Genomic DNA, 22,950 nt, shown 5'->3' with positions numbered 1-22,950 from the left:
CCGCCTTCCCCTTCATTGGCTCTTCCACGGCAACAGCCGGGTCGAGAACGTCATCAGCACCCGCGCCGCGCCGAGCTGCGTCGCGCCGGGCACCCGCTCCAGCGGCACGGCGACGAGCAGGTTCACATCGGCATGGTCGCCCCAGCGCAGCCGCGCGCCGCCGCCGGTCGAAACCAGCCGGCGCATCGGCGTGATCCCGCCGTCATTTGTCCAGGCCCAGCCGGCATCGACAAAGGTGTAGGGCTGGATCGCGAACCCGTCCGGCCCGTCGGGCAGGAGGCGGCCCGCGCGCAGCTCGGCGCCGAGGCCGAGCCCGCTGTCCCCCTGCACCGCGCCAGGATCGAAGCCGCGCCCGATCGTGTAGTTGCCGAGCGTGAACTGCTCGAAGCTGAGCAGGCGGCTGGCGCTGTATTGCCCGCGCGGGCTGAGGAGGACGGTGACGCCTCTGAACGGGCGCAGTTCGAGCCGCGCCTCGGCCCGGATCAGGCCGCCCTGCGGATTGGCCGCGAAATTGCTGAGCGGCACGTTGGGCGAGAGGCAGTTGGATAGCAGGTCGCACGGGCGGCTCGCGCCGAAAGCGGCAAGGCCCTTGCGCAGTTCGACCTCGCCGCCGAGGCGCAGGAAGGGATCGGCCAGCGAATGGCCGCCGCGCCCGGCGAGGCTGGCGCCGTCGACCATGTCGAAGCCGAGCTTGCCCCAGCCGACCCTGAGCTTGTCGGTGCTGAGGCGGACCGCGCCGAAATCGATCACCTGATCGACATGGTCGAGACCGGCAGAGCCGACCATGCGCGTGCCCTGCCGCCGGACCAGCGGATAGGACAGCTCTGCGCTGCCGATCCAGGTGCGCGAGGAAAAGGCACCGCCGGCAATGTCGGGCCGGGCGCGGGCATAGACCAGCCGCCCGCCGATCCGCAGCCCTTCGGCGCCGACGGCGAAATCGTGGCTGAGCGAGGCCACGGTCTGCTCGCGCGGCTGGAGAGTGCTGAACAGGCTGGCAACGGTGCGGTCGCCCAGCCCGGTGAGGTCGTTGACGGTGAGCTGGGCCACGGCCCCTTCGCGCCCGGTCGCCTTCGCGCCGAGGTTCTGGCCGCCGACCAGCAGTTCGATGGCGCGGCGGCGCACCGTGACCTCGCCGATCACCGCGCCGGGCGCCGTGCCCGCCGGGCGCAGCTTGAGCCGGACGTCGAAGCCGGGCAGATCGCGCAGCAGCAGCAACTGCCGCTCGGCCTCGCGGATGTTGAACCAGGGGCGGTCGGTCAGCTTCCTGAGGTGAGCCGCGATCTGCGCTTCGGCATGGCCGGGATTGCCGCGCACCTCGACGTCGACCAGCTTGGCGGCGAGCACGTCCATCTGCACTTCGCCGTCTTTTTCGATGCGCTGCGGCGGCACCTGCACGGCGGCGAGGAAGCCGCGCGCGCGCAGGATCGTCGCCGCCCGGTCGCGCACTTCGCACAGGGCGGCGAGCGGCTGTTCCTTGCCCGCGAGATCCTGCCACGCCTCGTCCAGCTCGCCGGCCGGGATGCCGGGAAGGCCGGCGAAGCTGACGCGCGAGAAGGTGACCTTGACCGATGCCATGGCCGGATCGGCCAGCGCGCAGTCGCCCCGCTCGAACCCGCCCTCGACCGAGAGGCGGCTGGGCGGCGTCGGCGCGGGCTGGCCCTGCTGGGCCTCCAGTTGCTCGCGTCCCGGCGCCTCCTGCGCCAAGGAAGCGCCCGGCAGGGCCAGCATCAGCGCCGTGCCCAGCAGGGCAGCGGCCCTCGCGCTGGCTGCGGTCTGCATCGTCGTGGTCATTTCAGCCCCCTTCCCCATCTGCTCAGGGCTGCGTCAGAGTGGACGACAGCAGGTCGAGCTGCGCGGTGCAGCCATTGGCGATCAGCGTGGCGGCCATGGCTTCGGCGTCGGCCGGCTGGCTGGGCAGGACAGCGAACGTGAACTTCGCCGCCGCCGCGCCCTGCGCGAGTTCGAGCACCGAGCCGTCCTTCACCGGGCGCTTGGCCATGTCCCACGATGCGATCATCGCGCCGGCCGGGAAGGCCAGCGGCACCGATGCCGCGCCATCGAGCCTGGCGGAATAGGTGGCGGCCACGCCGGTATCGAGCCGCCACAGCCGTAGCGGCTGCCCCGCCACGAGGCAGCGCTTGCCGGGCTTGGCGAGATCGACGAACCAGAGATTGGGGCTGGCGGCGGGCTCGCTGCCCACCCCGGTGCGCACGGCCCCGGTGCGCACCCGCTGGGCCGAGCGCTGCATGGTCAGCACGGCGAAGGTCGAGGATTTGGCCGGCCCGCCGGCGGGGGCGGCCACTGCGAAAGATCCCGCACCGCGCAGGACGCGGGTGCCCTTGGCGTCGAGCACGGTCACCGTGTCGCCCGCCTTGAGCACGACCGAGCCCTTGTCATCCAGCTTGCGGCCGACCGGGTAGGCCGCCGCCGACGGGCCGGACGATGCCACCACGATCGCCGCCTCGGCAGCGGGAGCGAGCGCCAGCGCGGCGCCAGCGGCAAGCGCGACCTTAAGGATCGCGCGCGGATCAGCCAAGCACATGGGAAGTCACCTCTTCTTGAACGTCGTATCGCTCGATCAATTTCTGCAAGGCCTCGTCAGCCGGATGGCGCGCGGCAACGGCCTTCAGCGCCTCGATTCCGCGCGCCGGATCGGCGGCGTGAAGCGCGAGCGCCTCGCCCAGCGCCTCACGCTCGGCCACGGGAAAATCGGGCCGCGGCTCGAACAGCTCGACGGGCTTGGCCCGGCCGCGCAGGACCACGCTGCCCATCGGCCGCCACCAGTCCAGCCCCGAGCGCTCGGCCAGTTCGCGGCTGGCCATGACGCTGGAGCCGAGCGCCTTGTTGGCGCTTTCAAGCCGGGCGGCCGTGTTCATCGCATCGCCCAGCGCGGTATATTGAATGCGCCGTTCCCCGCCGAAATTGCCGACAACGGCCTCGCCGTAATGCATGCCCACGCGGGTCTTGCCGATGCGCGGCAGACCGGCATCGGCGTTGAGCCTGCGGAATTCCTCGCCCGCCTGCCACATGGCATAGGCCGCCAGCGCGGCGCGGCGGCCATCGTCGTCGCGGGCAAGCGGAGCGCCCCAGAAGGCCACGACGGCATCGCCCACGAACTTGTCGATCACCCCGCCATGGTCGAGCACGACCTTGCTCAGCATCTCGAGATACTGGTTGAGCAGCCGCGCCACCTGCTCCGGCTCAAGGCTGTGCGACATCTGGGTGAAGCCCTCGAGATCGCTGAACACGATGAACAGGGCCTTCTTCTCGCCGTGGAGGGCGAGCAGTTCGGGATGCTCGATGATCTCCTCGGCAATGTCGCGCGGGAGGTATTTGCCGAGCGCATCGTGGGCAAAGCGGCGCTGCTCGGCGGTCGAGGCGCGGGCGGCGGAGGAGACAGCCGCGAACGCCACGATCCAGGCGAGGGCCCAGCCCACGGCAGGCACGCCGAAGGTATCGACGCCGCGCCATTGCAGCCAAACCGGCGCTCCGCCGAACAGGGCGAGCTGGACCGCGATGAACGGCACCAGCCGCCACGGCTTCCACTCAAGCAGGCTGGTCAGCCCGGCGCTGACCACCACCAGCACGGCCAGCAGGGCGAGCATGGCACCCGAGAGCCGGGGCAGCGCCGCGCGGTCTAGCATCTGCGCAATCATCGCGGCGTGGACCTGCAGGCCCGGCACGGCATCGCCGTCGATCGCGGTGAAGGTGGTCGGAACCCGGTCGACATCGACGATGTCGCCGCCGATCAGGACATATTTGCCGCGCACCTGATCGGCCATGGCGGCGGCAATCTCGGGGTCGGCGAAAAGGTCGATCTTGAGGCTCTGCCAGACCGGGCGGTCCTCGCTCACCGGCAAGCGGTAGCGCACGGCGCCGCGATAGCCGGCGAAGCGGTCAACCGCCGCGCGGTCCCCCCCGGCGGCGAGCATGGCCCGGCCGAGCACCGGCGGCAGGCGGCTTTCGACCAGGGGCCAGAGCCGGGTCGCGCCATTGGCGAAGTCCAGCCGGATCGAGGCCGCGCCCGAAGTGCTGCCCGCCAGCCGCCCCCGGAAGGCATCGAGATATTGCTGCTGGTCATAAACGATGTCGGATCGGTTTCCGGCGACGTCGGCATAGGCGATGAAGGTCGGGGTCTTCATGCCGCGCAGCGCGCCGACAAGGTCGTCGTCCTCGTCCTGCGGCTGGTCGAACAGGATGTCGATCCCCACGGCCTTTGCGCCCATGGCATCGAGGTTGCGCAGGGCTTTCGCCAGCAGGCCGCGATCGAGCGGGGAACGCTTCTTGGCCGCGATCAGGGTCTGGTCGTCATAGACCACCAGCAGGACGCGCGGGTCCTGCTCCACCCGGGGCGCGGTGAGATAGGCGCGCAGATCATAGAGCGAGCGTTCGGCATCGCCCACCCCCGGCAGGCGCCACGACAAGGCCGCCAGCGCGAGGGCGGCGAGCAGGATGACGGCCATGATCGCCAGCCGCCTCGGCCCGGCGGCGCGCAGGTTGCGCGCACCGCGTGCCAGCACCCGGCGCGAGGCGCCGGTGATGGCCGGAGTCACACCTGAGCGACTCGGCAAGGCGGGGCGGCTGGCCAAATCAGCGCGCCTGCAGCGGCCGCTCGCCGTCGCCGATGATGGCGAAACCGGCCCAGTAGAACGGGTGCGACGTATCGGCATCGTCCATCAGGGCGACCTGGCTGCGCTGGAGCGCGCCGGCCACGCTTTCGCCCGCCCCTGCCCCCTGGCCCGCGAAGAACCCGCCGATCAGCCGCTCGGTCGCGCGGAAATCGTCGGGCGCGGGCCAGTGGCTGGCGATCACCTGCCGGCCGCCCGCCGCGATGAAGGCGCGGACCAGACCGTCGAGCGCCTGCCCGCCGCCCGAGCTGACCCCGGCTTCGCGCGTCGCCTCGAGGCTGGCCCCGCCCGCCGTGTCGCAGGCCGAGAGGATCACGAGATCGGCATCGAGCTTGAGCGCGAAGATCTCGTCAAAGCGCAGCAAGCCATCGGAATCGCCCCCGCCGAACGAGGTCAGCAGGGCCGGACGCGCCGGGCAGCCGGCGCGCGGCGCGGTGACGAGGCCGTGAGTGGCGAAGTGGACCACCCGGTAATCGCTGAGATCGCTGCGCTGCTCGACCGCGCTGTCGGTAAAGGCCGCGCCCGTGAGCAGGGCCGAGCGGCCGGAGCCGAACAGGCCCGCCGCCTCGGTCAGCTCGGCGGCGGAGACCGGCTGGTTCCAGGTCGCCACCGGCCAGTCGCACCCGGTCTCGAACCCGGTGGCTTGGGCCGCGCCGCGCACGGTCGGCACTTGCGAGACCGCGCCGAGCGGCTGGTTCTGCCCAAGGCCGAGATAGAGCTTCCCCGCATGGCTGGGCGGCGCGGCGCGGGCATCGCGGAAGCTGGCCGCGCTGAGCGCCGTGCTGACGGCGGTCTTGCGGCCAAGCCAGCCGATCCCGCGCATGTCGAACTCGTCCCCGCCCGCGGCGACGCGCTGGTTATAGGCGTCGACCCCGGCACTGTCGGCCAGCAGCAGGTTGAGCGGGAGCTGCAGCATGGCCCCGTCCGGCTCGAACACGAGGTGCGAAGTGCCGGCAAGGTCGCCGCGCACCGGGCCGAGCAGGGCGTCGGACAGGGCCGCATCGGCGGCAAGGTCGAAGGGATAGGTCGAACGCACGCCGTTGACCGTGACCGAGATCGAATCGCGCAGGGTCGAGACGAGATCGGCCAGTTCGGCCGAACTCTTGCCGATGCGCCAGCCGCGCCCGCCGGTGGGCGTGACCAGCACGGCGTAGGTCCGCTCGCCCAGCGTCACCAGCTTGAGATAGGCCTCGCCCGGGCGCAGGGTCTTATGCAATTCATCGAGCGTGACGTAGCCGCGCGCGACCGCGCGGTAGCGAGGGAAAGCCGAAAGCGCCGAGGCCAGCTGGACCTGCGCCGCTTCCAGCCGGGCTTGCTCGGCGGCGAGCGCGGCCTGTTCGCCCGCAAGAGCCGTCCGGTCGAGGTTCAGGCCGGAAAGGCGCGCCTGCTGCACCCGGTTGCGCTCCAGATCGCGCGAGGTGGCGAGCGAGCGGCGGAACAGGGCCGAGGCCTCGTCGCTGCCGCCTTCCAGTTCGCGGGCGAGCTGGGATAGGGTTTCGGCGGCGCCCGGCCGCTCGACCAACTGGCTCGCGAGCAGGAGGTCTGACAGGTCCTGCGGCGAAGTGGCCCCGCCGCTCACCAGGTGGTCGAACCACGGCCGGATCAGGTTGCTCACCCCGACCAGCGCGTCGCGGCTGCCGATGGTCGAGGAAACCAGCCCGCGGTAGAGGCCGCGCGCCTCGTCGGTGCGGCCGTGGCGGATCAGGAAACCGGCGAGCCGGGCCCGCGCCGTGCCGACCGAGGCCGAATCCGGGTACTGCGTGGCGACCAGCGCCTCGGCCTCGCGGTAGAGCCGTTCGGCCGCGCCAAGGTCTCCGGCGGCCTCGTTGCTCTCACCGATCTCGGAAAGGATCTGGGCGCGCAGGCGGGTGACCGAAATCACCCGGCCGTCACGCACCGCCGCCGCCCGCGCCTCGGCCTTGGTCAGCAGGCTGCGCGCCTCGGCGCTGCGACCGGCCATGCGCTGGGCCGTGCCGGCGATGGCATCGGCCTGGGCATCGGCAATCTCGGCCCGCTCGGCCGGGGTCAGCTTGACCGTGACGCCCATGATCGTTGCCATGTCGGCGGCCGTGCCGGTGCCGAGGCCCTGCGCGGTGGCCGCGTCGATGGTCACCGCGCCGTCTCCGGCGGTGATGCCCGCCGCCGAGGAGGGCATCGGCCGCGCGAGGATTTCCGGCACGGCGGCCAGATCGCGGCGGTTGAGCGCGTCTATCGCCTCAAAATTGCGGGCGAGGCGCGCCTGCACCGGGTCGATCCCCGGCATGGCGTGGGCTTCGCCGAACAGCTTCGCGGCTTGGTCGAACTGGCCGAGGTTGGAGAGCTGGAGCGCCTGGTTGATGATGCGTTCATGGCGCCGGGCCGCGCTGTCGGCCGTGCCCGCGCCGACTTCGCCCGCGACGGCGGAGAACAGCTGGGCGCTTTCGGCATAGGCCCCGGCGGCGTTGCGGCGATAGCCCTGCCCGATCAGGCTATCGGCATCGGCAAGGCCGGCCTTGGCCTGGAAAAAGGCATTGCCGCCGCCGCTGCCAAGGCTGGCGGCGGTGACTTCGCCCGGCACGAGCCGGTCCTCGGCAAGGCTGGCGAGCGCCAGTTGCAGCGCGCTGTCATAGGCCTCGAGCCCTTCGACCACCCAGGTTCCGCGCGATGCTGTGCGGACATAGCTGCGATAGGCAAGGCCGCTGGTGCGGCCCCGGCAGGACTGCGCCTGCGCGCCGAGCGGACCGGGAGCAGCGGGGCCCGTGCAGTCCAGCTCCTCGCCCAGCCCGGTGCCCGGCGCGGGGCGGCTGCCATCGCGCACGAAGGCGGCCATGCCCACGGGGCGCGCCACTTCGCGGCAGAGCAGGGCCCAGCGCCGGTCATAGACCGAGCGGCGGCCGGCGGCGGCGCTGATCCCCTGCGCCTCGCAGACCTGACCGCGATTGCCGATCCGGAACGAATCCGCCAGCGAGGGAGCCTGTCCTTCCGCCGCCTGAAGCGGCACGGCCCCGGCTGCGGCCATGATGCCCGCCAGACCTCCCAGCCACGATCGCGCCTTGATGCGCCTCATGTCATGTCCCCCTAACCGGCAGTGATTCGCCCTAATGCGCCGTAACTTACAGTTGCACCGGGCGTAATGCCGCTGTCCAGCAGCAGCCCGGCTTCATCCCCTATTTGACCGCGCTGTGTGGCAAGACTTGGTTGTTTGCGCCAATGGTTCCCCCGGCCCGGCGCAAATTCACCACGCTTCGCAGGCGTTAACCTTGAATATCACCTGCCGCTTGCGCAATCATGGCCATGGACGGCGCGCGAATGGCGCTCAGACCAGTACAACAACGATAATCGCTTCGGGATCGCAAGAACATGATGATCAGCCGGCGCCGCATTCTGGGCGCCACCGCCGCAGGCGCCGCCGCGCTCGCCCTTCCCCGCAGCCTCGCGCCGGAAGAGGCCTTCGCCGCTCCGCTCGATTTCACCGAGACCGCCGTCGGCGCCGACCGGTTCTCGTCACTCCTGCTGCCGCAGGCCCGCGCCGCGCTCGATCGCCACGCCGGGATGATCGCCGCGCGCGACATGGTCGGCCTCGTCGACTTCTCCGCCCCGTCGAAGGCGGCGCGGTTCTACCTCGTCGACATGCCGGCAGGGCAGATCGTCTCCACGCACCTCGTCGCCCACGGCCGCGGCTCGGACCCGGGCAATCGCGGCTGGGTTGAACGGCTGTCCAACCGACCCGGCTCCAACGCCTCGTGCGATGGGGCTTTTCTCACCGGCGATGCCTATTCCGGCGAGCATGGCCGCTCGCGCCGCCTCCAGGGTCTCGATCCGCAGAACAACATGGCCGAGAGCCGGGCCATCGTGATCCACGCGGCGGACTATGTGAGCCCGGCCATGGCCAATTCACAGGGCCGGGTCGGCCGCAGCCAGGGCTGCTTTGCCGTATCGCGCGCCGAGATCGGCGACGTGCTCGAACTGCTCGGCCCCGGAAGGCTGCTTTACGCGGTGAAGTGAGGCCAAGCCTTCACAGCGGCGCGGGGGGCCGCTAGTCCCCCATCATGCGCGCGCATCCAGTCTACGCCGGGATGGGGCTGACCATCTTCGAATATATGTCCGGCCTGTGCCGCGACGGCAGCCGGGTCAATCTCGGCCAGGGCTTTCCCGACGACTTCGGCCCGGCCGAACTGCGCGATGCCGCCGCCCGCGCGCTGAGCGAGCGGTCGAGCCAATATCCGCCGATGGCCGGCGTGCCCGAACTGCGCGAGGGCGTGGCGGCCTTTTATGGCCGCACCCAGGGGCTCCCCCTCGCGGCCGAAAACGTCATCGTCACCTCGGGCGCGACCGAGGCGCTGACCGCGGCGATCCTCGCCCTGGTGAGCGCGGGCGACGAGGTCCTGCTCTTCGCGCCGAGCTATGACCTTTACGCGCCGATGGTGCGCCGCGCCGGGGGCGTGCCGGTCTTCGTGCCGCTGCGCCCGCCGCACTGGCGCTATCTCCGCGAGGAGATCGAGGCGCGGATCACCCCGCGCACCCGCGCCCTGATCCTCAACGATCCGCTCAATCCCACCGGCTCGGTCGCCAGCGAGGCCGAACTCGCCATGCTGGCCGAGATCTGCCTGTCGCGCGATCTCGTCGCCATCTGCGACGAGGTGTGGGAGGCCGTGCGCTTCGACGGCAAGGTCCATCGCTCGCTGCTGGCCTTTCCCGGCATGGAGAGCCGCACGGTGAAGATCGGCTCGGCGGGCAAGCTGTTCGGCCTGACCGGCTGGAAGATCGGCTGGATGGTTGCCGCCCCTGCCCTCGCCGCCGTGCTTGGCCGGGCGCACCAGTTCCTCACCTTCACCACCATGCCCGCCACCCAATATGCCGTGGCCGAAGGGCTCGCCGTGGCGGACCTCATGGCCGCGCGCCTCGCCGGCTGGGCGGCAACGCGTGATCACCTGAACGGCCTGCTCGCCGAAGCTGGCTTCGCCGCGCTGCCCGGCCCCGCCACGTGGTTCACCTGCATCGACCTTGCCGCCAGCGGCATAGCGCTCGACGACGCGACTTTCAGCGAGCGCGCCGTGCGCGAGGCGCTGGTGGCGACGATCCCGATTTCCGCCTTCCTCGAACAGGGCGAACGCACCGCGATCGTGCGGCTGTGCCATTGCAAGGACATGGTGACGCTGAGCGAAGGGGTGAGCCGCTTGGAGGAGTTCCGGCGGAAGCTGGCCTGAATCTTTCCGCGAAGCGGTTTCAAGGTCTGAAGACAATGCAGGGGTTAACACCCCTGCACCCCAATCCGTCTTCCGGCGATGGTGCAACGCGCGGGTCGGCCTTCCACGCGAGATCAGCGCCGGGAGACGTTCCGGGGTCTGGGGCAACGGCCCCAGGACTTCCTCTTCTGACCTTTCCTGCGCCGCGCGCGGCTTAGTCCACGGCGGCCGTGGTCGCGCCAATCGCGGGAATGCCGATCGAGCGGCGGCCACCGAAGTCGGTGCGCATGGCGATCAGGCCGGCCTTTTCATAGTGCTCGAGCAGGCGGCGGATGCGGCCGAGCGAATTGGTGCCGTAGATCCGGCACAGTTCCTGATCGTCCGGACAGGGCAGGCCGGTCTGGGCCGCGCGGGCGATGACGAGGAAGGGGGCGATAAGATCGTCGGCAAGGCCGTTCGCGGCGCTGACGATGGCGGCCCAGCCCGGATCGCGCGCATCGACCCCGGCCACGGCAAGGGCAAAGCGGCGGCGGAAGGCGGTGATGTCGAGCCCGTGGCCGGCGATCCGGGCCATGCGGCAGCGCACGGTGAAATCCTGGAACAGAGTGGCGACCGGCTGGAAAGTGCAGTCCGCCTCCTCGGCCATTTCGGCAAGGATGGCGTCGATCCCAGCGCTCTGTTCCTCGGCGGCGAACAGGCTGGGCTCTACCGGGGGCTCGACCGGCTCCTCGCCCGCGGGAACGAAGCTTTCGATCTGTTCGAGCAGTTCGCCGCTTTCCACCGGCGGCATTTCGACCTCGGCAATCACGCGCGGCAACGGTTCGGCGGCGAGCGGCTCGGAGAGCAGCAGGCTTTCCATGTCGGCACCCTGCGCCGTGGGCAGCGGCATCAGGCCGTGCACCACGTTCTTGGCCCCGGTCTTTACCGCGCCGATCTTCACGGCGACCGGGCGGCGGCTGATCGCGGGCCCAAGGCCGAGGAAGTGGCCGCGCGCAAGGTCGCGGATCTGCTCGGCCTGGCGGCGCTCCATGCCGAGCAGGTCGGCGGCGCGCTGCATGTCGATGTCGAGGAAGGTGCGGCCCATCAGGAAGTTGGAAGCCTCGGCGGCGACGTTCTTGGCCAGCTTGGCCAGGCGCTGGGTGGCGATGATCCCGGCAAGGCCGCGCTTGCGCCCGCGGCACATCAGGTTGGTCATGGCCGAGAGGCTGATCCTGCGCACCTCGTCGGTCACGTCGCCGGCGGCGGCGGGCGCGAACATCTGCGCCTCGTCGACCACGACGAGCGCGGGATACCATTCCTCGCGCGGGGCATCGAACAGGGTGTTGAGGAAAGTAGCGGCGCAGCGCATCTGGGCTTCGAGCTCAAGCCCGTCGAGCGCGAGGACAACCGAGGCGCGGTGCTTGCGAATGCGCGCGGCAAGGCGAGCGATCTCGTCCCCGGCATAGGCGCTGCCATCGATCACCACATGGCCGAAAGGTTCGGCCAGGGTGACGAAGTCTCCCTCCGGATCGATCACCACCTGTTGGACCAGGGTGGCGCTTTCCTCCAGCAGGCGGCGCAGCAGGTGCGACTTGCCCGAGCCGGAATTGCCCTGGACCAGAAGGCGGGTGGCCAGCAGTTCCTCGATGTCGACGCTCACGGGCGCGCCATTGGGCTCAGTGCCGATGAGGACGGAAGCGTTCACCATCCCGCTCTGGCCTATTGCCCCCTGCCCGCTCAACCGGCCACCCCGGCTTATCCCCAATGGCGCGACCGGACGTTTCAGGCTAGGCTCGCCCCATGGCCGAGATCGTCAACCTCCGCATGGCCCGCAAGGCGAAGGACCGCGCCGCGCGCGAGGCCGAGGCCAGCGCCAACCGCGCCGCCCATGGCCGAACCAAGGCGGAGCGGCGCGCGGCCGAGGCGGAACGCGAGCGCTTGCTGCACCGGGTCGAATCCGCCCGGCGCGAGCCCCCGCGCGAAAAGGACGCGAACTGATGCGCAGCACGTCCGACGAGGTGACGGTGCGCCTGTATCATCTTGATACGGTTGCAATGGGCGGCGCCGCGACCACCTTGTTCTATGGCCCGCTGTCTGCGGCCCTGCGACATGCCGCGCAGCAAGCATCTGATATTCAAGATGATCTCTGGATCGCGACAGACAACGACGTCGTGGCTTACCGCGATCTCGCGGAGGGTTAATGCCCGCAGAACGCGGCTGCTTACCTTCATGTGAACAATTGTAAACTTCCCCATTGGGTCCGGTGAAATGCGCCGATTTCCTGCTAGTGAATAAATCGGTTGCACTTTTCCGAGGGAGGTTCGTCGCACGATCGACGGTCGCATATGAAGGTTGCAATACTCGACGACGAACCCGCCGTGCGCGCTGAATTGTCAGCTCTGCTATCCCCCGCCGGCTTCGAATGCTCCAGCTTCGGCAACGGCCGCGCGTTCATGCGCGCGCTGCACCGCGAGACGTTCGAGCTGTTCGTGATCGACGGCAACCTGCCGGACCTGCCGGGCATCAACGTGGTCGAGTGGATCCGCAACCAGATCGGCGGCCAGCCACCGATCATGCTGCTCACCCGCTATCCCTCCGACGACGTCATGGTGGCTGCCCTGCGCGCCGGGGCAGACCTTGTCGTGGCCAAGCCCTTCCAGCCGCCGGTGCTGCTGGCCAAGCTGGAAGCCCTGGCCCGGCGTTCGTCGAGCAAGCGCTCCACCGAGAGCTTCGGCGCCTACGAATTCGACCTGACCAGCAAGGGCCTGCGCAAGCGCGGCGACATGCTGCACATCACGCCCAAGGAGTTCAACCTTGCGCTGCTGCTGTTCCGCAACCTCAACCGGGCGGTTTCGCGCACTTACATCCTCGAGACGATCTGGGGGATCGACCCCGACCTCTCGACCCGCACGCTCGACATCCACGTTTCCAAGATCCGCGCCAAGCTCGGACTCAAGCCCGATGGGGGGTTCCGCCTCGCCCCGGTCTACGGCTACGGCTACCGGCTTGAAGAGCTGCGCGCCTGAGCAATCCGGCAGGCCGCCCCGCGCGGCGCGACGAACCGCGCAACTTCCACTCCCCTCGTGCGTTGATCGCCCAGCTAGGAGGAATGGCCATGATGACCCGTGAAGACCGCCGCAAGGAACTGGCCGTGCTGGTCGGCGAGATGCGCGATCACCCCTCGGCCGACCACACCGAGATGCGTGAGCGCGCCTGGGTGCTGAGCCGGATGATGGGCCGTATGATGGGCGGACAGGCGCATCGCTGATCTAGCGGATCAGGCTCCGACCTGGGCCATCCAGTCCGCAAGATTGTAATAGACACTGACCCGGGCGATCACTCCGTCCGAGACGGAGAAGAACGCGCCCGCCGGCAGGACGTAGCGCTGGCCGGAAGCTTCCGGCAGCCCCTCGTCAGTGGCGAGATACTGGCCGTGGACGACGAATTCGGCCGCCGCCCGCGCCCCGTCCTCGCTCGCCATCACCACGATGTCGTCTAGCCGCTCGGCATAGCAGCGGTCCATGTGGGCGAGGAACGCGGCGAAGGCCGCCTTGCCGAGCTGACGCGCGCCCTGGTTGATGTCGTGCGCCACTTCGTCCGACAGGCAGGCGAGCATCCCCTCGCTGTCGCCTGCGTTGAAGGCGACATAGTAACGCTCGATCAGGGCCAGGGTGACCGCCCTGCTCGCGGGGTTGATCATTGGGCCTGCTCCAGCCGTTCCACGGCCCGGGCCGCGATCGGATCGAGCCCGGCGCGATTGGCCAGGATCGCCGCTTTCATGCGCGGGTCCCAGAAATCGACCAGATGCTGCGCGGTCTTGGCCACCGCAGCCGCTTCGCCTTGCGAAGCGAGGTTGCGGGCGATCTGGTTCGCCATCCGCACGAGATTGTCCCGGTCCATCAGCTCAATCCTCCAGCCGCGCGGCATGCCAGCGCAGATGCTCTGCCATGAACGAGGAGATGAAGTAATAGGAATGATCGTAACCGGACTGGTAACGGATCGTGGCCGGAATGCCCGCAGCCGCACAGGCCGAGGCCAGAAGTTCGGTTCTCAGCTCGCCGGTCAGGAACTGGTCCGCCTCGCCCTGGTCGACCAGCAGGTCCGGCAGGCGCGCGCCATCCTCGATCAGCGCGCAGGCATCGTAGGCACGCCAAGCCGCGCGGTCCGCACCGAGATAGCCGCCGAGCGCCTTTTCGCCCCACGGGCAGGCCATCGGCGAAACGATCGGCGCAAAAGCGCTGACCGAGCGGAACCGTCCCGGATTGCGCAGGGCAATGGTCAGCGCGCCGTGGCCGCCCATCGAGTGGCCGGTGATCCCCTGCCGCGCCATGTCGACCGGAAATTCCGCTGCGACCAGCGCGGGCAATTCGTCCTCGATATAGGAGCGCATGCGAAAATGCTGGGCCCACGGTTCCTCGGTCGCGTCGACGTAGAAGCCCGCCCCCTGCCCGAAGTCGTAGCCCTCGGCGTCGGGTACGCCTTCACCGCGCGGGCTGGTATCGGGCGCGACGAACACAATCCCGGCCTCGGCGCAGGCTGCGCGGAACTCGCCCTTTTCGGTGACATTGGCATGAGTGCAGGTCAGGCCCGAAAGGTACCAGACGACCGGCAGCTTCGCGCCTGGCGCGTGGTCCGGCACGAAGACCGAAAAGGTCATGTCCGTGCCGGTTGCCGCGCTGGCATGGCGATAGACGCCCTGTGTGCCGCCGTGGCTGCGCCATGCCGAGACCTGTTCCATCAGTAGACGATCACGCTGCGGATCGACTGGCCGGCGTGCATCAGGTCGAAGGCGGTGTTGATTTCCTCCAGCCCCATGACGTGGGTGATCATCGGGTCGATCTCGATCTTGCCGGTCATGTACATGTCGACGATCTTGGGCACGTCGGTGCGGCCCTTGGCCCCGCCGAAGGCCGTGCCCCGCCAGTTGCGTCCGGTCACCAACTGGAACGGACGGGTGGCGATTTCCTTGCCCGCCTCGGCCACGCCGATGATGATCGACGTGCCCCAGCCGCGATGGCAGGCTTCCAGCGCTGTGCGCATCACCTCGGTGTTGCCGGTGGCATCGAAGGTGTAGTCCGCCCCGCCGTCAGTCATCAGCACGATCTTGGCGACGATGTCCTCGCGGCTCATGCCCTTGGTATTGAGGAAGTCGGTCATGCCGAAGCGGCGGCCCCACTCCTCGCGGTCGGGGTTGATGTCGACGCCAATGATCTTGTTCGCGCCGGCCAGCCGCGCGCCCTGGATCACGTTGAGCCCGATCCCGCCGAGGCCGAAGACCACGACATTGTCGCCCACCTGCACCTTGGCCGTGTTGATCACCGCACCGACGCCCGTGGTCACGCCGCAGCCGATGTAGCAGCTCGACTGGAACGGCGCGTCCTCGCGGATCCTGGCCACGGCGATCTCGGGCAGGACGGTGAAGTTGGAGAAGGTCGAGCAGCCCATGTAGTGGAAGATTGTCTCGCCGCGGTAAGAGAACCGGCTGGTGCCGTCGGGCATCAGGCCCTTGCCCTGCGTCGCCCGGATCGCGGTGCACAGGTTGGTCTTGCCCGAAAGGCACGACTTACACTGGCGGCATTCCGGCGTGTAGAGCGGGATCACGTGATCGCCCGGCTTCACGCTGGTCACGCCCGCGCCCACCTCGCGCACGATCCCGGCGCCTTCGTGGCCGAGCACGCTGGGGAAGATGCCCTCGCTGTCGAACCCGTCGAGCGTATAGGCGTCGGTGTGGCACACGCCGGTCGCCATGATCTCGACCAGCACTTCGCCAGCCTTGGGCCCTTCGAGGTCCAGTTCGACGATCTCGAGCGGCTGCTTGGGCGCGAAAGCAACGGCGGCGCGGGTCTTCATGGCATCCTCCTCGGAAATTCAACGGCGCCTCTGTATCATTGCGCCAAAGCGGGTATAATCCCCTGTATCTGGATTTCTATATTTCACAGGCGGCATAATGGACCGAGGCTGGACCGGCATCGACGAACTCGTGGCCATTGCCGAAACGGGCAGCTTCGTCGGCGCGGCCCGGCGCCTCGCCCTGTCCCCCTCCCATGTCAGCCGCGCCATTGCCCAGCTTGAGGATCGCGTCGGCGCCCGTCTGTTCGAGCGCACGACCCGGCAGGTCCGCCTCACCCCCGCCGGAAGCTCGGTGGTCGAACGCTGCCGCCGCCTGATCGACGAGCGCGAGGATACCCTGCGCTTCCTGCGCTCGCGCGAGGAAATGGAAGGCGCGATCCGCCTCACCTGCTCGACCGCGCTGGGCGAACGCTTCGTCACCGCGCTGTTGCTGCGCTTCCTTGCCGAATACCCGCGCATCTCGGTCAAGGTCGAACTGAGCAACCGCGTGGTCGACATCGTGGGAGAAAGCTTCGACGTCGCCATCCGTACCGGCCATCCGGCCGATGATCGCCTCGCCGCCCGGCAGGTCGCCGCGCGCGAGCTCGTGGCCATCGCCGCCCCGGCCTATCTTGAACGCCATGGCGAGCCGCTGCATCCTGACGACCTTGCCGCCCACGCCTGCCTCGTCGGCACCAGCACGACCTGGCACTTCCGCGACGGCGCCCAGAAAATCGTCGTCGCCCCGTCCGGCCGCTGGACCTGCAACTCGGGCGACACGGTAGTCCAGGCCGCCCTTGCCGGGCTCGGCGTGGGCCACCTGCCGCGCTACTACGTGGCCTCCCACCTCGAAGCGGGCACGCTGGTCGAAGTGCTGGGCCGCTACCGCGAAGGGCCGGAGCCGATCTGGGCGGTCTATCCCGCGCGCCGCCCGCTGCTGGCGAAGGTGCGCGCGCTGCTCGATCTGCTGGAGCAGGTATTGCCCGGGATGATGGTTTAGTGGAGTAAGTGATTCTGGGGCCAAGGGCCCCAGACCCCACGCCGCCTTCCGACGCAGCCCTAGCGTGGAGGGCTGCCTATCACACCACCCTATCGCCGGGAGACGTTCGGGGTGCAGGGATATTAACCCCTGCATTGACTCAAACTTTTGCCCGCTCGGCGAAAACTCAGCCGATCCGTTCCACTTGAGCGGATGCATCGGCCATCACCGGATCTACCGCCGCGCCCATCGCCTGCCCGATCAGCAGCAGTGCCGGACCATCGCCCAGCGCGGTGCGGGCGGCGAGCGCGAGGAGGTCGAGGCGGGTGCGGAAGATGCGCTCTTCCGGCAGGCTGGCATTCTCGACCATGGCGACCGGCGTATCGGCCGCAAGCCCCGCGGCGATCAGCTTGGCCGAAACTTCGGCGGCGGCGGCCTTGCCCATGTAAACGGCAAGGGTGGCCTGCGGGTCGGCAAGGGCCTGCCAGTCGAGGTCGAGATCTTCGCCGGCCTTGGCATGGGCCGTGACCAGCGTGAGGCGGCGGGCGAGACCGCGCAGGGTGAGCGAGGCGCCAAGGCTGGCGGCGGCGGCACTGGCGGCGGTGACGCCGGGGCAGATCGCAACGGAAATTCCGGCGGCGCGGCAGGCGTCGAGTTCCTCGGTCGCCCGCCCGAAGACCGACGGATCGCCGCCCTTCAGCCGCACGACCTTCTCGCCCTGAAGAGCGGCAGCGACGATCAGTTGGTCGATCGTCCCCTGGTCCTTGGAATGGCGGCCCGAACGCTTGCCGACATGCACCAGTCGGGCCTGCGGGGCTAGGTCCAGCACCCCCGGCCCGACCAGTGCATCATAAAATACCACGCTGGCCTGCCGCAGCAGGCGCTCGGCCTTGCGGGTGAGCAGTTCGGGATCGCCCGGACCTGCGCCGACCAGCCAGACCTTTCCAGAGGTAAAGTCGCTCATTCCGCTGCCTCCAGTTGCATTGCCTGCAACAATTTCGCGATCGCCGGACGGCAAGAGCCGCAATTCGTGCCTGCGCGGGTGCACTGGCCCACTTCGGCCACGGTGCTGGCCCCGCAGGCGGCGATGTCGTTCTCGCCGATACCATGACAAACGCAGACCACCGGCCCGCGATCCGGCATGCCGACCGAGGGGCGCGCCGCCAGCAATTCGTCGGCGTTCGCCTCGGACAGGCCGAGTTGCCCAGCGACCCATTCGCGCGAGGGCAGGACCCCGCGCCGGGTCAGGTAGAGCGCCGCCTCGAGCGAGCCATCGGCGCCGGTCACCGCGATGCGGCGCATCCCGCGCACATGGTCGGCCACCTCGATCCGCTCGCCCGCCGGCAGCATCGCGCTGACGTCCACCGTACCGAGCCCGGCCAGCTCCATCAGCCAGCCGCCCTTGACCGCCGAGCGGGTCCACCACAGCAGCCCCTCGGGCGCGACCAGTTCGCGCACCACGAGGAAGGCGCGCCATTCGGGCAAGACCGCCTCGATCCGCGCCGGGCTGTTCTTGAAGCCGGGCTGGCCGGAAACGGGATCGACCCGCTGGCTGGGCAGGCGGTTGGCGCGCCCCTCGCCCGCATTCACGTCGGTCCAGTGCATCGGCACGAAGACCTCGCCGCGGCGCTGGCTGTCGGTCACCTTGACGCGGAAGGTGGCCGTGCCGCTGGGCGTGGTGATCTTGACCAGCCCGGCATCGGCAATGTCATAGAGCGCGGCATCGGCGGGGTGGACTTCGGCCAGCGGCTCGCGCCGGTGCTGGGCCAGTGTCGGCGACCAGCCGGTGCGGGTCATGGTGTGCCACTGGTCGCGGTAGCGCCCGGTGTTGAGGATGAGCGGAAAGGCCGGATCAACCGCGCTTGCCGCGATCGGCGCCACGGCGATCAGCCGCGCCTTGCCGTCAGCCGTGGGGTAGCGCTCGCGCAGCGGCAGCGCCCCGCCCCACTGGAACGGCGCCATGTCCTCGTATTCCTCGTCGCTCAGCCCGGCCTTGTCGGTCAGGTCCAGAACCTTCCCGCGCTTGGCGGCAAGCGCGGTCATCGCGGCATATTCGCGGAACACGGCGGCGCTGTTCGCCCAAGCGAAGGCATCGCCCCAGCCCAGCCGCGCGGCCACTTCGGACATGATCTTCCAGTCCGACTTCGCTTGGCCCGGCGCCGCGAACAGGGCGCGCTGGCGGCTGACCCGGCGCTCGGAATTGGTCACGGTCCCGTCCTTCTCGCCCCAGGCGAGCGCGGGCAGCAGGATCTCGGCAAAGCGGCCGGTGTCGGTGTCGGCGATCGCCTCGGAGACCACCAGCGTCTCACACCGCTCCAGCGCCTCGCGCACGAAGCCCGCGTCGGGCAGCGAGACGGCGGGATTGGTCGCCATCACCCAGAGGAACTTGATCCGCCCGTCATGGACCGCGCGGAACATCTCGACCGCCTTGAGGCCGGGGCCGGTGCAGATCCGCTCCGCAGCCCAGAAATCGGCGACCTCGGCCAGTTCCTCGCCGGAAAAGCCGAGGTGGCAGGCGAGCATGTTGGCCAGCCCGCCCACTTCGCGCCCGCCCATGGCATTGGGCTGACCGGTGATCGAGAACGGCCCCGTGCCGGGCAGGCCGATCCGGCCCGTGGCAAGGTGCAGGTTGGTGATGGCGTTGCCCTTGTCGGTCCCCTGGGCAGACTGGTTCGCGCCCATCGAGAACATGGTCACCATCTTCGGGTGCGCGGCAACCAAATCGACCAGTTGCTCGAACACTTCCGGCGAAACCCCGGCGCTCTCGGCCGAGCCTTCGAGCCCGTCCCAGAAGCCCTCGGGCGCGGCGACATGCTGCGCCAGATAGGCCTCGTCGACCAGCCCGCGCGCCTTCAGTTCGCGCAGCACGGCATTGAACAGCGCCACGTCGCCATCGGGGGCGACCGCCACATGCAGATCAGCCTGCTCGGCGGTCTCGGTGCGGCGCGGGTCAATCACCACGATCTTCGAGCCGCGCCGGGCGCGACTCTCCTCGATCCGCTGCCACAGCACCGGGTGGCACCAGGCCGTGTTCGAGCCGACCAGCACGACAAGGTCGGCCTCTTCAAGGTCGGTATAGGAACACGGCACCACGTCCTCGCCAAAGGCGCGGTTGTGCGCGGCCACCGCGCTCGCCATGCACAAGCGGCTGTTGGTGTCGATATTGCCGCTGCCGATGAAGCCCTTCATCAGCTTGTTGGCAACGTAATAGTCTTCGGTCAGCAGCTGGCCCGAAACGTAGAAGGCCACGCTGTCCGGCCCATGCTCTTCGATGCAGGCCTTGAGGCGGGCCGAGACGAGGTCCAGTGCCTCGCCCCAACCCGCCGTCCGTCCGGCGATGACGGGGTGGAGCAGGCGACCCTCCGGGCTCACCGTTTCGCCGAGATGGGTACCCTTGGAGCAGAGCTTGCCGGCATTGGCCGGGTGCGCCCCATCTCCCTTGATCTGCACGCTGCGCTCACCGGTCACGCCAGCGGCAATGCCGCAGCCGACCCCGCAATAGGCGCAGGTTGTGCGGACCGTGCGCAAGGTCACGCCGCCTGCGGCTCGGGCGCCTTGGCGCCGACCACCGCACTGCGCAGCAGGTAGATGCGGCCAGCATCGACCCTGAGCGGGATCGTGGGCACGCAGCCCTTGTCCTCGCCCTGGGCCTCACCGGTCTTGAGCGAGATGTTCCAGGAGTGCAGCGGGCAGGTCACTACCGTGCCGTGGACGATGCCCTGGCTGAGCGGGCCGTGCTTGTGCGGGCACTTGTTGACCAGCGCGAAGAACTCGCCGTGCGTGGTGTGGAACACGGCGATCTCCTCGCCGCCGCGCACCGGCAAGGTGCGCGCGGTACCGGGGGCGATCTGGTCCACCGGACCGATATCGAGCCAATCGCCAATCATTACAGGGTCTCCAGCTGAAGCGGGCGCACCTCGGCGAGGTGCTGGTGCAGTTCGGCATGCTTGCCCGCGGCGCGCTCGGCCCACGGATCGTCCTGCATGAACTGCTGGGAATAACGGAAGCGCGCGGCCAGGACCGGCACCGACTGTTCACTGTCGAGCAGGGCCTTCTTGACGTATTCAAGCCCGACCCGCTCGATCCACGGCGCGGTGCGTTCGAGATACCAGGCCTGCTCGCGGTAGAGCTGAACGAAGGCCGCACAGACGTCCATCGCCTCCTGCTCGGTCGAAACCTTGCAGAGCAGGTCGGTCGCCCGGACATGGATGCCGCCGTTGCCGCCGACATGCAGTTCGTAGCCCGAGTCCACGCAGACCACGCCGAAATCCTTGATCGTGGCTTCCGCGCAGTTGCGCGGGCAGCCCGAGACGGCAATCTTGAACTTGTGCGGCATCCAGGAGCCCCAGGTCATCCGCTCCAGCTTCACGCCAAGGCCGGTCGAATCCTGGGTGCCGAAGCGGCACCATTCCGAACCGACGCAGGTCTTCACCGTACGCAGCGACTTGCCGTAGGCATGGCCCGAGACCATTCCGGCCGCGTTGAGATCGGCCCAGACGGCGGGCAGGTCTTCCTTCTTGATCCCGAAGATGTCGAGCCGCTGGCCGCCGGTGACCTTGACCATCGGCGCGTTGAACTTCTCGACCACGTCGGCGATGGCGCGCAGCTCGCGCGGGTTGGTGAGGCCGCCCCACATCCGCGGAACCACCGAATAGGTGCCGTCCTTCTGGATGTTGGCGTGCATCCGCTCGTTGACGAAGCGGCTGCGCTGGTCATCCTCGTACTCGCCCGGCCATTCGCACAGCAGGTAGTAGTTGAGCGCGGGGCGGCACGAGGCGCAGCCTTCCGGCGTCGACCAGTGCAGCTCCTGGAACACCTGCGGCAGCGCCTTGAGGCTCTTCTCGCGGATTAGGCGGCGCACGTCGTCATGGCCGAAGCTGGTGCACTTGCACAGGGTCCTGGCGCCCTGCTGCACCTCGTCGCCGAGGGTCAGCGCGAGCAGGCTCTCGACGAGGCCTGTGCACGAGCCGCAGGAGGCGCTGGCCTTGCAGGTGGCGCGGACGGCATCGAGGCTGCACGCCCCGGCCTTGATCGTGTCGACGACCTTGCCCTTGGTAACGCCGTTGCAACCGCAGATTTCCGCATCGTCGGAAAGGGCAGCAACGGCCGCATTAGGGTCCGCGAGCGCACCCCCGGACGCAAAGGCCTGGCCGAAGATCAGGGCCTCGCGGATGGACGAGACATCCTCGCCCTTCTTGAGCAGGTCGAAATACCACGAACCGTCGGCCGTATCGCCGTAGAGCACGGCGCCAACCAGCCTGTCGTCCTTGACGACCACGCGCTTGTAGACCCCGCGCGCAGCATCGCGCATCACGATGTCCTCGGCGCCGTCGCCGCCGGAGAAGTCACCGGCCGAGAACAGGTCGATGCCCGAGACCTTGAGCTTGGTCGAGGTGACCGAGCCTTCGTAGCCCGAAGGCACGCCGCAGGCGGCATCGGCCAGTGCGCGGCACATGTCCCACAGCGGGGCGACGAGGCCGTAGCAGGCCCCGCGGTGCTGGACGCATTCGCCAACGGCAAGGACCGCCGGGTCGGAGGTGACCATGTGGTCGTCGACCATGATCCCGCGCTCGACCTCGAGGCCGGCGGACTTGGCAAGGCCGGTGGCCGGGCGGATGCCCACGGCCATGACGACGATGTCGGCCGGGATCTCGCGCCCGTCCTCAAGCCGGACGCCCGCGACCTTGCCGTCCTTGCCGATGATTTCCTTGGTGTTGGCCCCGGTCAGGATCTGCTGGCCCCGGCGCTCCAGTTCGGCCTTGAGCAGCCAGCCAGCCGCCTCGTCGAGCTGGCGCTCCATCAGGGTCGGCATCAGGTGGATGACCGTGACGGTCATGCCGCGCAGGTTGAGACCGTGAGCGGCTTCGAGGCCGAGCAGGCCGCCGCCGATGACCACGGCATGGCCGCCGCCGTTCTGCTGGCCGGCCTCGGCCGCGGCCAGCATCTTGTCGACGTCGTCGAGGTCGCGGAAGGTGACGACGCCTTCGAGGTCCTTGCCCGGAACCGGGATGATGAACGGATCAGAACCCGTGGCGATCAGCAGGCGGTCATAGGGCTCGACCCGGCCGGACTTAGCCACCACGGTCTGGGTCGCGCGGTCGATCGAGACGACGGGGTCGCCCGAGACCAGCGTGATCGCATTGTCCTCGTACCAGGCCATCGGGTTGATCACGATGTCGTCGAAGGCCTTCTCGCCCGCGAGCACCGGCGAGAGCATGATGCGGTTGTAGTTCACCCGCGGCTCGGCCCCGAAAATCGTGATGTCGAACCGGCCGGCATCGCGGGCGAGGATTTCCTCGACCGCGCGGCACCCGGCCATGCCGTTGCCAATCACCACCAGCCGTTCGCGCAGCTGCGCTGGCACCTGGCT

At 69.2% G+C, this 22,950-nt stretch carries 20 protein-coding genes; 7 read left to right on the top strand and 13 right to left on the bottom strand.

The window, feature by feature from the left end:
- Positions 1-12: 12 nt before the first annotated feature.
- From H7F51_RS00940 to H7F51_RS00925, 4 genes are read right to left on the bottom strand one after another with little or no spacing between them, the layout of a single operon-like run.
- Complete coding sequence (locus H7F51_RS00940) at positions 13-1,791, bottom strand: ShlB/FhaC/HecB family hemolysin secretion/activation protein (RefSeq protein ID WP_185662326.1); 1,779 nt, start codon at positions 1,789-1,791, stop codon at positions 13-15.
- Positions 1,792-1,813: 22 nt separating this feature from the next.
- The gene (locus H7F51_RS00935; protein ID WP_185662325.1) at positions 1,814-2,542 is read right to left on the bottom strand and encodes a hypothetical protein; all 729 of its coding nucleotides are present in this window, start codon (positions 2,540-2,542) and stop codon (positions 1,814-1,816) included.
- Positions 2,529-4,553: a CHASE2 domain-containing protein gene (locus H7F51_RS00930; protein WP_343061154.1), complete on the bottom strand. Its 2,025-nt coding sequence runs from the start codon at positions 4,551-4,553 to the stop codon at positions 2,529-2,531. Before H7F51_RS00930 ends, H7F51_RS00935 begins: the two co-directional genes overlap by 14 nt.
- Before the next feature lie 37 nt (positions 4,554-4,590).
- Complete coding sequence (locus H7F51_RS00925) at positions 4,591-7,674, bottom strand: CHAT domain-containing protein (protein ID WP_246447565.1); 3,084 nt, start codon at positions 7,672-7,674, stop codon at positions 4,591-4,593.
- 293 nt (positions 7,675-7,967) lie between these two features.
- Here H7F51_RS00925 and H7F51_RS00920 point away from each other — a divergent pair, with 293 nt between their 5' ends.
- Both H7F51_RS00920 and H7F51_RS00915 read left to right on the top strand, forming a co-directional pair.
- Positions 7,968-8,612, top strand: coding sequence for a murein L,D-transpeptidase catalytic domain family protein (locus H7F51_RS00920; RefSeq protein WP_185662323.1), 645 nt, complete (start codon positions 7,968-7,970; stop codon positions 8,610-8,612).
- Between the two features lie 44 nt (positions 8,613-8,656).
- Complete coding sequence (locus H7F51_RS00915) at positions 8,657-9,814, top strand: aminotransferase class I/II-fold pyridoxal phosphate-dependent enzyme (protein ID WP_185662322.1); 1,158 nt, start codon at positions 8,657-8,659, stop codon at positions 9,812-9,814.
- Between the two features lie 193 nt (positions 9,815-10,007).
- Here the strand turns inward: H7F51_RS00915 and H7F51_RS00910 are convergent, their stop codons facing one another.
- Entirely contained in the window at positions 10,008-11,477 is a 1,470-nt protein-coding gene (locus H7F51_RS00910) for a helicase HerA domain-containing protein (protein WP_425490982.1), read from the bottom strand.
- A 95-nt stretch (positions 11,478-11,572) separates the two neighbouring features.
- Between H7F51_RS00910 and H7F51_RS00905 the strand changes: the two genes are divergently transcribed.
- From H7F51_RS00905 to H7F51_RS00890, 4 genes are all read left to right on the top strand, one after another.
- On the top strand, positions 11,573-11,770 hold the full coding sequence (locus H7F51_RS00905) for a DUF4169 family protein (RefSeq protein ID WP_185662320.1): 198 nt from the start codon (positions 11,573-11,575) through the stop codon (positions 11,768-11,770).
- Positions 11,770-11,973 (top strand): hypothetical protein, encoded by a 204-nt coding sequence (locus H7F51_RS00900; protein ID WP_185662319.1) that lies wholly within the window; start codon positions 11,770-11,772, stop codon positions 11,971-11,973. Before H7F51_RS00905 ends, H7F51_RS00900 begins: the two co-directional genes overlap by 1 nt.
- Positions 11,974-12,117: 144 nt before the next feature.
- Positions 12,118-12,798, top strand: a complete 681-nt coding sequence (locus H7F51_RS00895; protein ID WP_185662318.1) for a response regulator transcription factor — start codon at positions 12,118-12,120, stop codon at positions 12,796-12,798.
- 89 nt (positions 12,799-12,887) lie between these two features.
- Entirely contained in the window at positions 12,888-13,040 is a 153-nt protein-coding gene (locus H7F51_RS00890; protein ID WP_185662317.1) for a hypothetical protein, read from the top strand.
- A 9-nt stretch (positions 13,041-13,049) separates the two neighbouring features.
- Here H7F51_RS00890 and H7F51_RS00885 read toward each other — a convergent pair whose 3' ends face one another.
- From H7F51_RS00885 to H7F51_RS00870, 4 genes are read right to left on the bottom strand one after another with little or no spacing between them, the layout of a single operon-like run.
- A complete protein-coding gene (locus H7F51_RS00885; RefSeq protein ID WP_185662316.1) occupies positions 13,050-13,472 on the bottom strand; it encodes a ketosteroid isomerase-related protein in 423 nt (140 codons plus the stop codon).
- Positions 13,469-13,672 carry a formate dehydrogenase subunit delta gene (locus H7F51_RS00880; RefSeq protein ID WP_246447563.1) on the bottom strand — a complete coding sequence of 68 codons (204 nt, stop codon included), beginning with the start codon at positions 13,670-13,672 and terminating at the stop codon, positions 13,469-13,471. Before H7F51_RS00880 ends, H7F51_RS00885 begins: the two co-directional genes overlap by 4 nt.
- 4 nt (positions 13,673-13,676) lie before the next feature.
- Positions 13,677-14,510, bottom strand: a complete 834-nt coding sequence (gene fghA / locus H7F51_RS00875; protein WP_185662315.1) for an S-formylglutathione hydrolase — start codon at positions 14,508-14,510, stop codon at positions 13,677-13,679.
- Positions 14,510-15,622, bottom strand: coding sequence for an S-(hydroxymethyl)glutathione dehydrogenase/class III alcohol dehydrogenase (locus H7F51_RS00870; RefSeq protein ID WP_185662314.1), 1,113 nt, complete (start codon positions 15,620-15,622; stop codon positions 14,510-14,512). The genes fghA and H7F51_RS00870 overlap by 1 nt, the downstream gene beginning before the upstream one ends.
- A 97-nt stretch (positions 15,623-15,719) precedes the next feature.
- On the opposite strand from H7F51_RS00870, the gene H7F51_RS00865 reads away from it, so the two are divergent.
- On the top strand, positions 15,720-16,601 hold the full coding sequence (locus H7F51_RS00865; RefSeq protein ID WP_185662313.1) for a LysR family transcriptional regulator: 882 nt from the start codon (positions 15,720-15,722) through the stop codon (positions 16,599-16,601).
- 166 nt (positions 16,602-16,767) lie between these two features.
- On the opposite strand, the gene cobA is transcribed toward H7F51_RS00865, so the two are convergent.
- Genes cobA through nirB form a run of 4 tightly spaced genes read right to left on the bottom strand, consistent with a single transcriptional unit; the run spans position 16,768 to position 22,944 of the window.
- On the bottom strand, positions 16,768-17,544 hold the full coding sequence (cobA, locus tag H7F51_RS00860; protein ID WP_185662312.1) for a uroporphyrinogen-III C-methyltransferase: 777 nt from the start codon (positions 17,542-17,544) through the stop codon (positions 16,768-16,770).
- Complete coding sequence (locus H7F51_RS00855) at positions 17,541-20,108, bottom strand: nitrate reductase (RefSeq protein WP_185662531.1); 2,568 nt, start codon at positions 20,106-20,108, stop codon at positions 17,541-17,543. Before H7F51_RS00855 ends, cobA begins: the two co-directional genes overlap by 4 nt.
- Positions 20,109-20,110: 2 nt before the next feature.
- Entirely contained in the window at positions 20,111-20,467 is a 357-nt protein-coding gene (nirD, locus tag H7F51_RS00850; RefSeq protein ID WP_185662311.1) for a nitrite reductase small subunit NirD, read from the bottom strand.
- Complete coding sequence (gene nirB / locus H7F51_RS00845; protein ID WP_425490981.1) at positions 20,467-22,944, bottom strand: nitrite reductase large subunit NirB; 2,478 nt, start codon at positions 22,942-22,944, stop codon at positions 20,467-20,469. Before nirB ends, nirD begins: the two co-directional genes overlap by 1 nt.
- Between the last annotated feature and the right edge of the window lie 6 nt (positions 22,945-22,950).

This window comes from Novosphingobium flavum (assembly GCF_014230315.1).
Lineage (GTDB): Bacteria > Pseudomonadota > Alphaproteobacteria > Sphingomonadales > Sphingomonadaceae > Novosphingobium > Novosphingobium flavum.
This window is presented reverse-complemented; position numbering and strand designations above follow the sequence as displayed.

What these genes read in the sequence shown, in the direction of transcription:
- H7F51_RS00940 (WP_185662326.1), bottom strand. Translation starts at nt 1,791, where the DNA reads ATGACCACGACGATGCAGACCGCAGCCAGCGCGAGGGCCGCTGCCCTG.
- H7F51_RS00935 (WP_185662325.1), bottom strand. Translation starts at nt 2,542, where the DNA reads ATGTGCTTGGCTGATCCGCGCGCGATCCTTAAGGTCGCGCTTGCCGCT.
- H7F51_RS00925 (WP_246447565.1), bottom strand. Translation starts at nt 7,674, where the DNA reads ATGAGGCGCATCAAGGCGCGATCGTGGCTGGGAGGTCTGGCGGGCATC.
- H7F51_RS00920 (WP_185662323.1), top strand. Translation starts at nt 7,968, where the DNA reads ATGATGATCAGCCGGCGCCGCATTCTGGGCGCCACCGCCGCAGGCGCC.
- H7F51_RS00915 (WP_185662322.1), top strand. Translation starts at nt 8,657, where the DNA reads ATGCGCGCGCATCCAGTCTACGCCGGGATGGGGCTGACCATCTTCGAA.
- H7F51_RS00905 (WP_185662320.1), top strand. Translation starts at nt 11,573, where the DNA reads ATGGCCGAGATCGTCAACCTCCGCATGGCCCGCAAGGCGAAGGACCGC.
- H7F51_RS00900 (WP_185662319.1), top strand. Translation starts at nt 11,770, where the DNA reads ATGCGCAGCACGTCCGACGAGGTGACGGTGCGCCTGTATCATCTTGAT.
- H7F51_RS00895 (WP_185662318.1), top strand. Translation starts at nt 12,118, where the DNA reads ATGAAGGTTGCAATACTCGACGACGAACCCGCCGTGCGCGCTGAATTG.
- H7F51_RS00890 (WP_185662317.1), top strand. Translation starts at nt 12,888, where the DNA reads ATGATGACCCGTGAAGACCGCCGCAAGGAACTGGCCGTGCTGGTCGGC.
- H7F51_RS00885 (WP_185662316.1), bottom strand. Translation starts at nt 13,472, where the DNA reads ATGATCAACCCCGCGAGCAGGGCGGTCACCCTGGCCCTGATCGAGCGT.
- H7F51_RS00880 (WP_246447563.1), bottom strand. Translation starts at nt 13,672, where the DNA reads ATGGACCGGGACAATCTCGTGCGGATGGCGAACCAGATCGCCCGCAAC.
- fghA (WP_185662315.1), bottom strand. Translation starts at nt 14,510, where the DNA reads ATGGAACAGGTCTCGGCATGGCGCAGCCACGGCGGCACACAGGGCGTC.
- H7F51_RS00870 (WP_185662314.1), bottom strand. Translation starts at nt 15,622, where the DNA reads ATGAAGACCCGCGCCGCCGTTGCTTTCGCGCCCAAGCAGCCGCTCGAG.
- H7F51_RS00865 (WP_185662313.1), top strand. Translation starts at nt 15,720, where the DNA reads ATGGACCGAGGCTGGACCGGCATCGACGAACTCGTGGCCATTGCCGAA.
- cobA (WP_185662312.1), bottom strand. Translation starts at nt 17,544, where the DNA reads ATGAGCGACTTTACCTCTGGAAAGGTCTGGCTGGTCGGCGCAGGTCCG.
- nirD (WP_185662311.1), bottom strand. Translation starts at nt 20,467, where the DNA reads ATGATTGGCGATTGGCTCGATATCGGTCCGGTGGACCAGATCGCCCCC.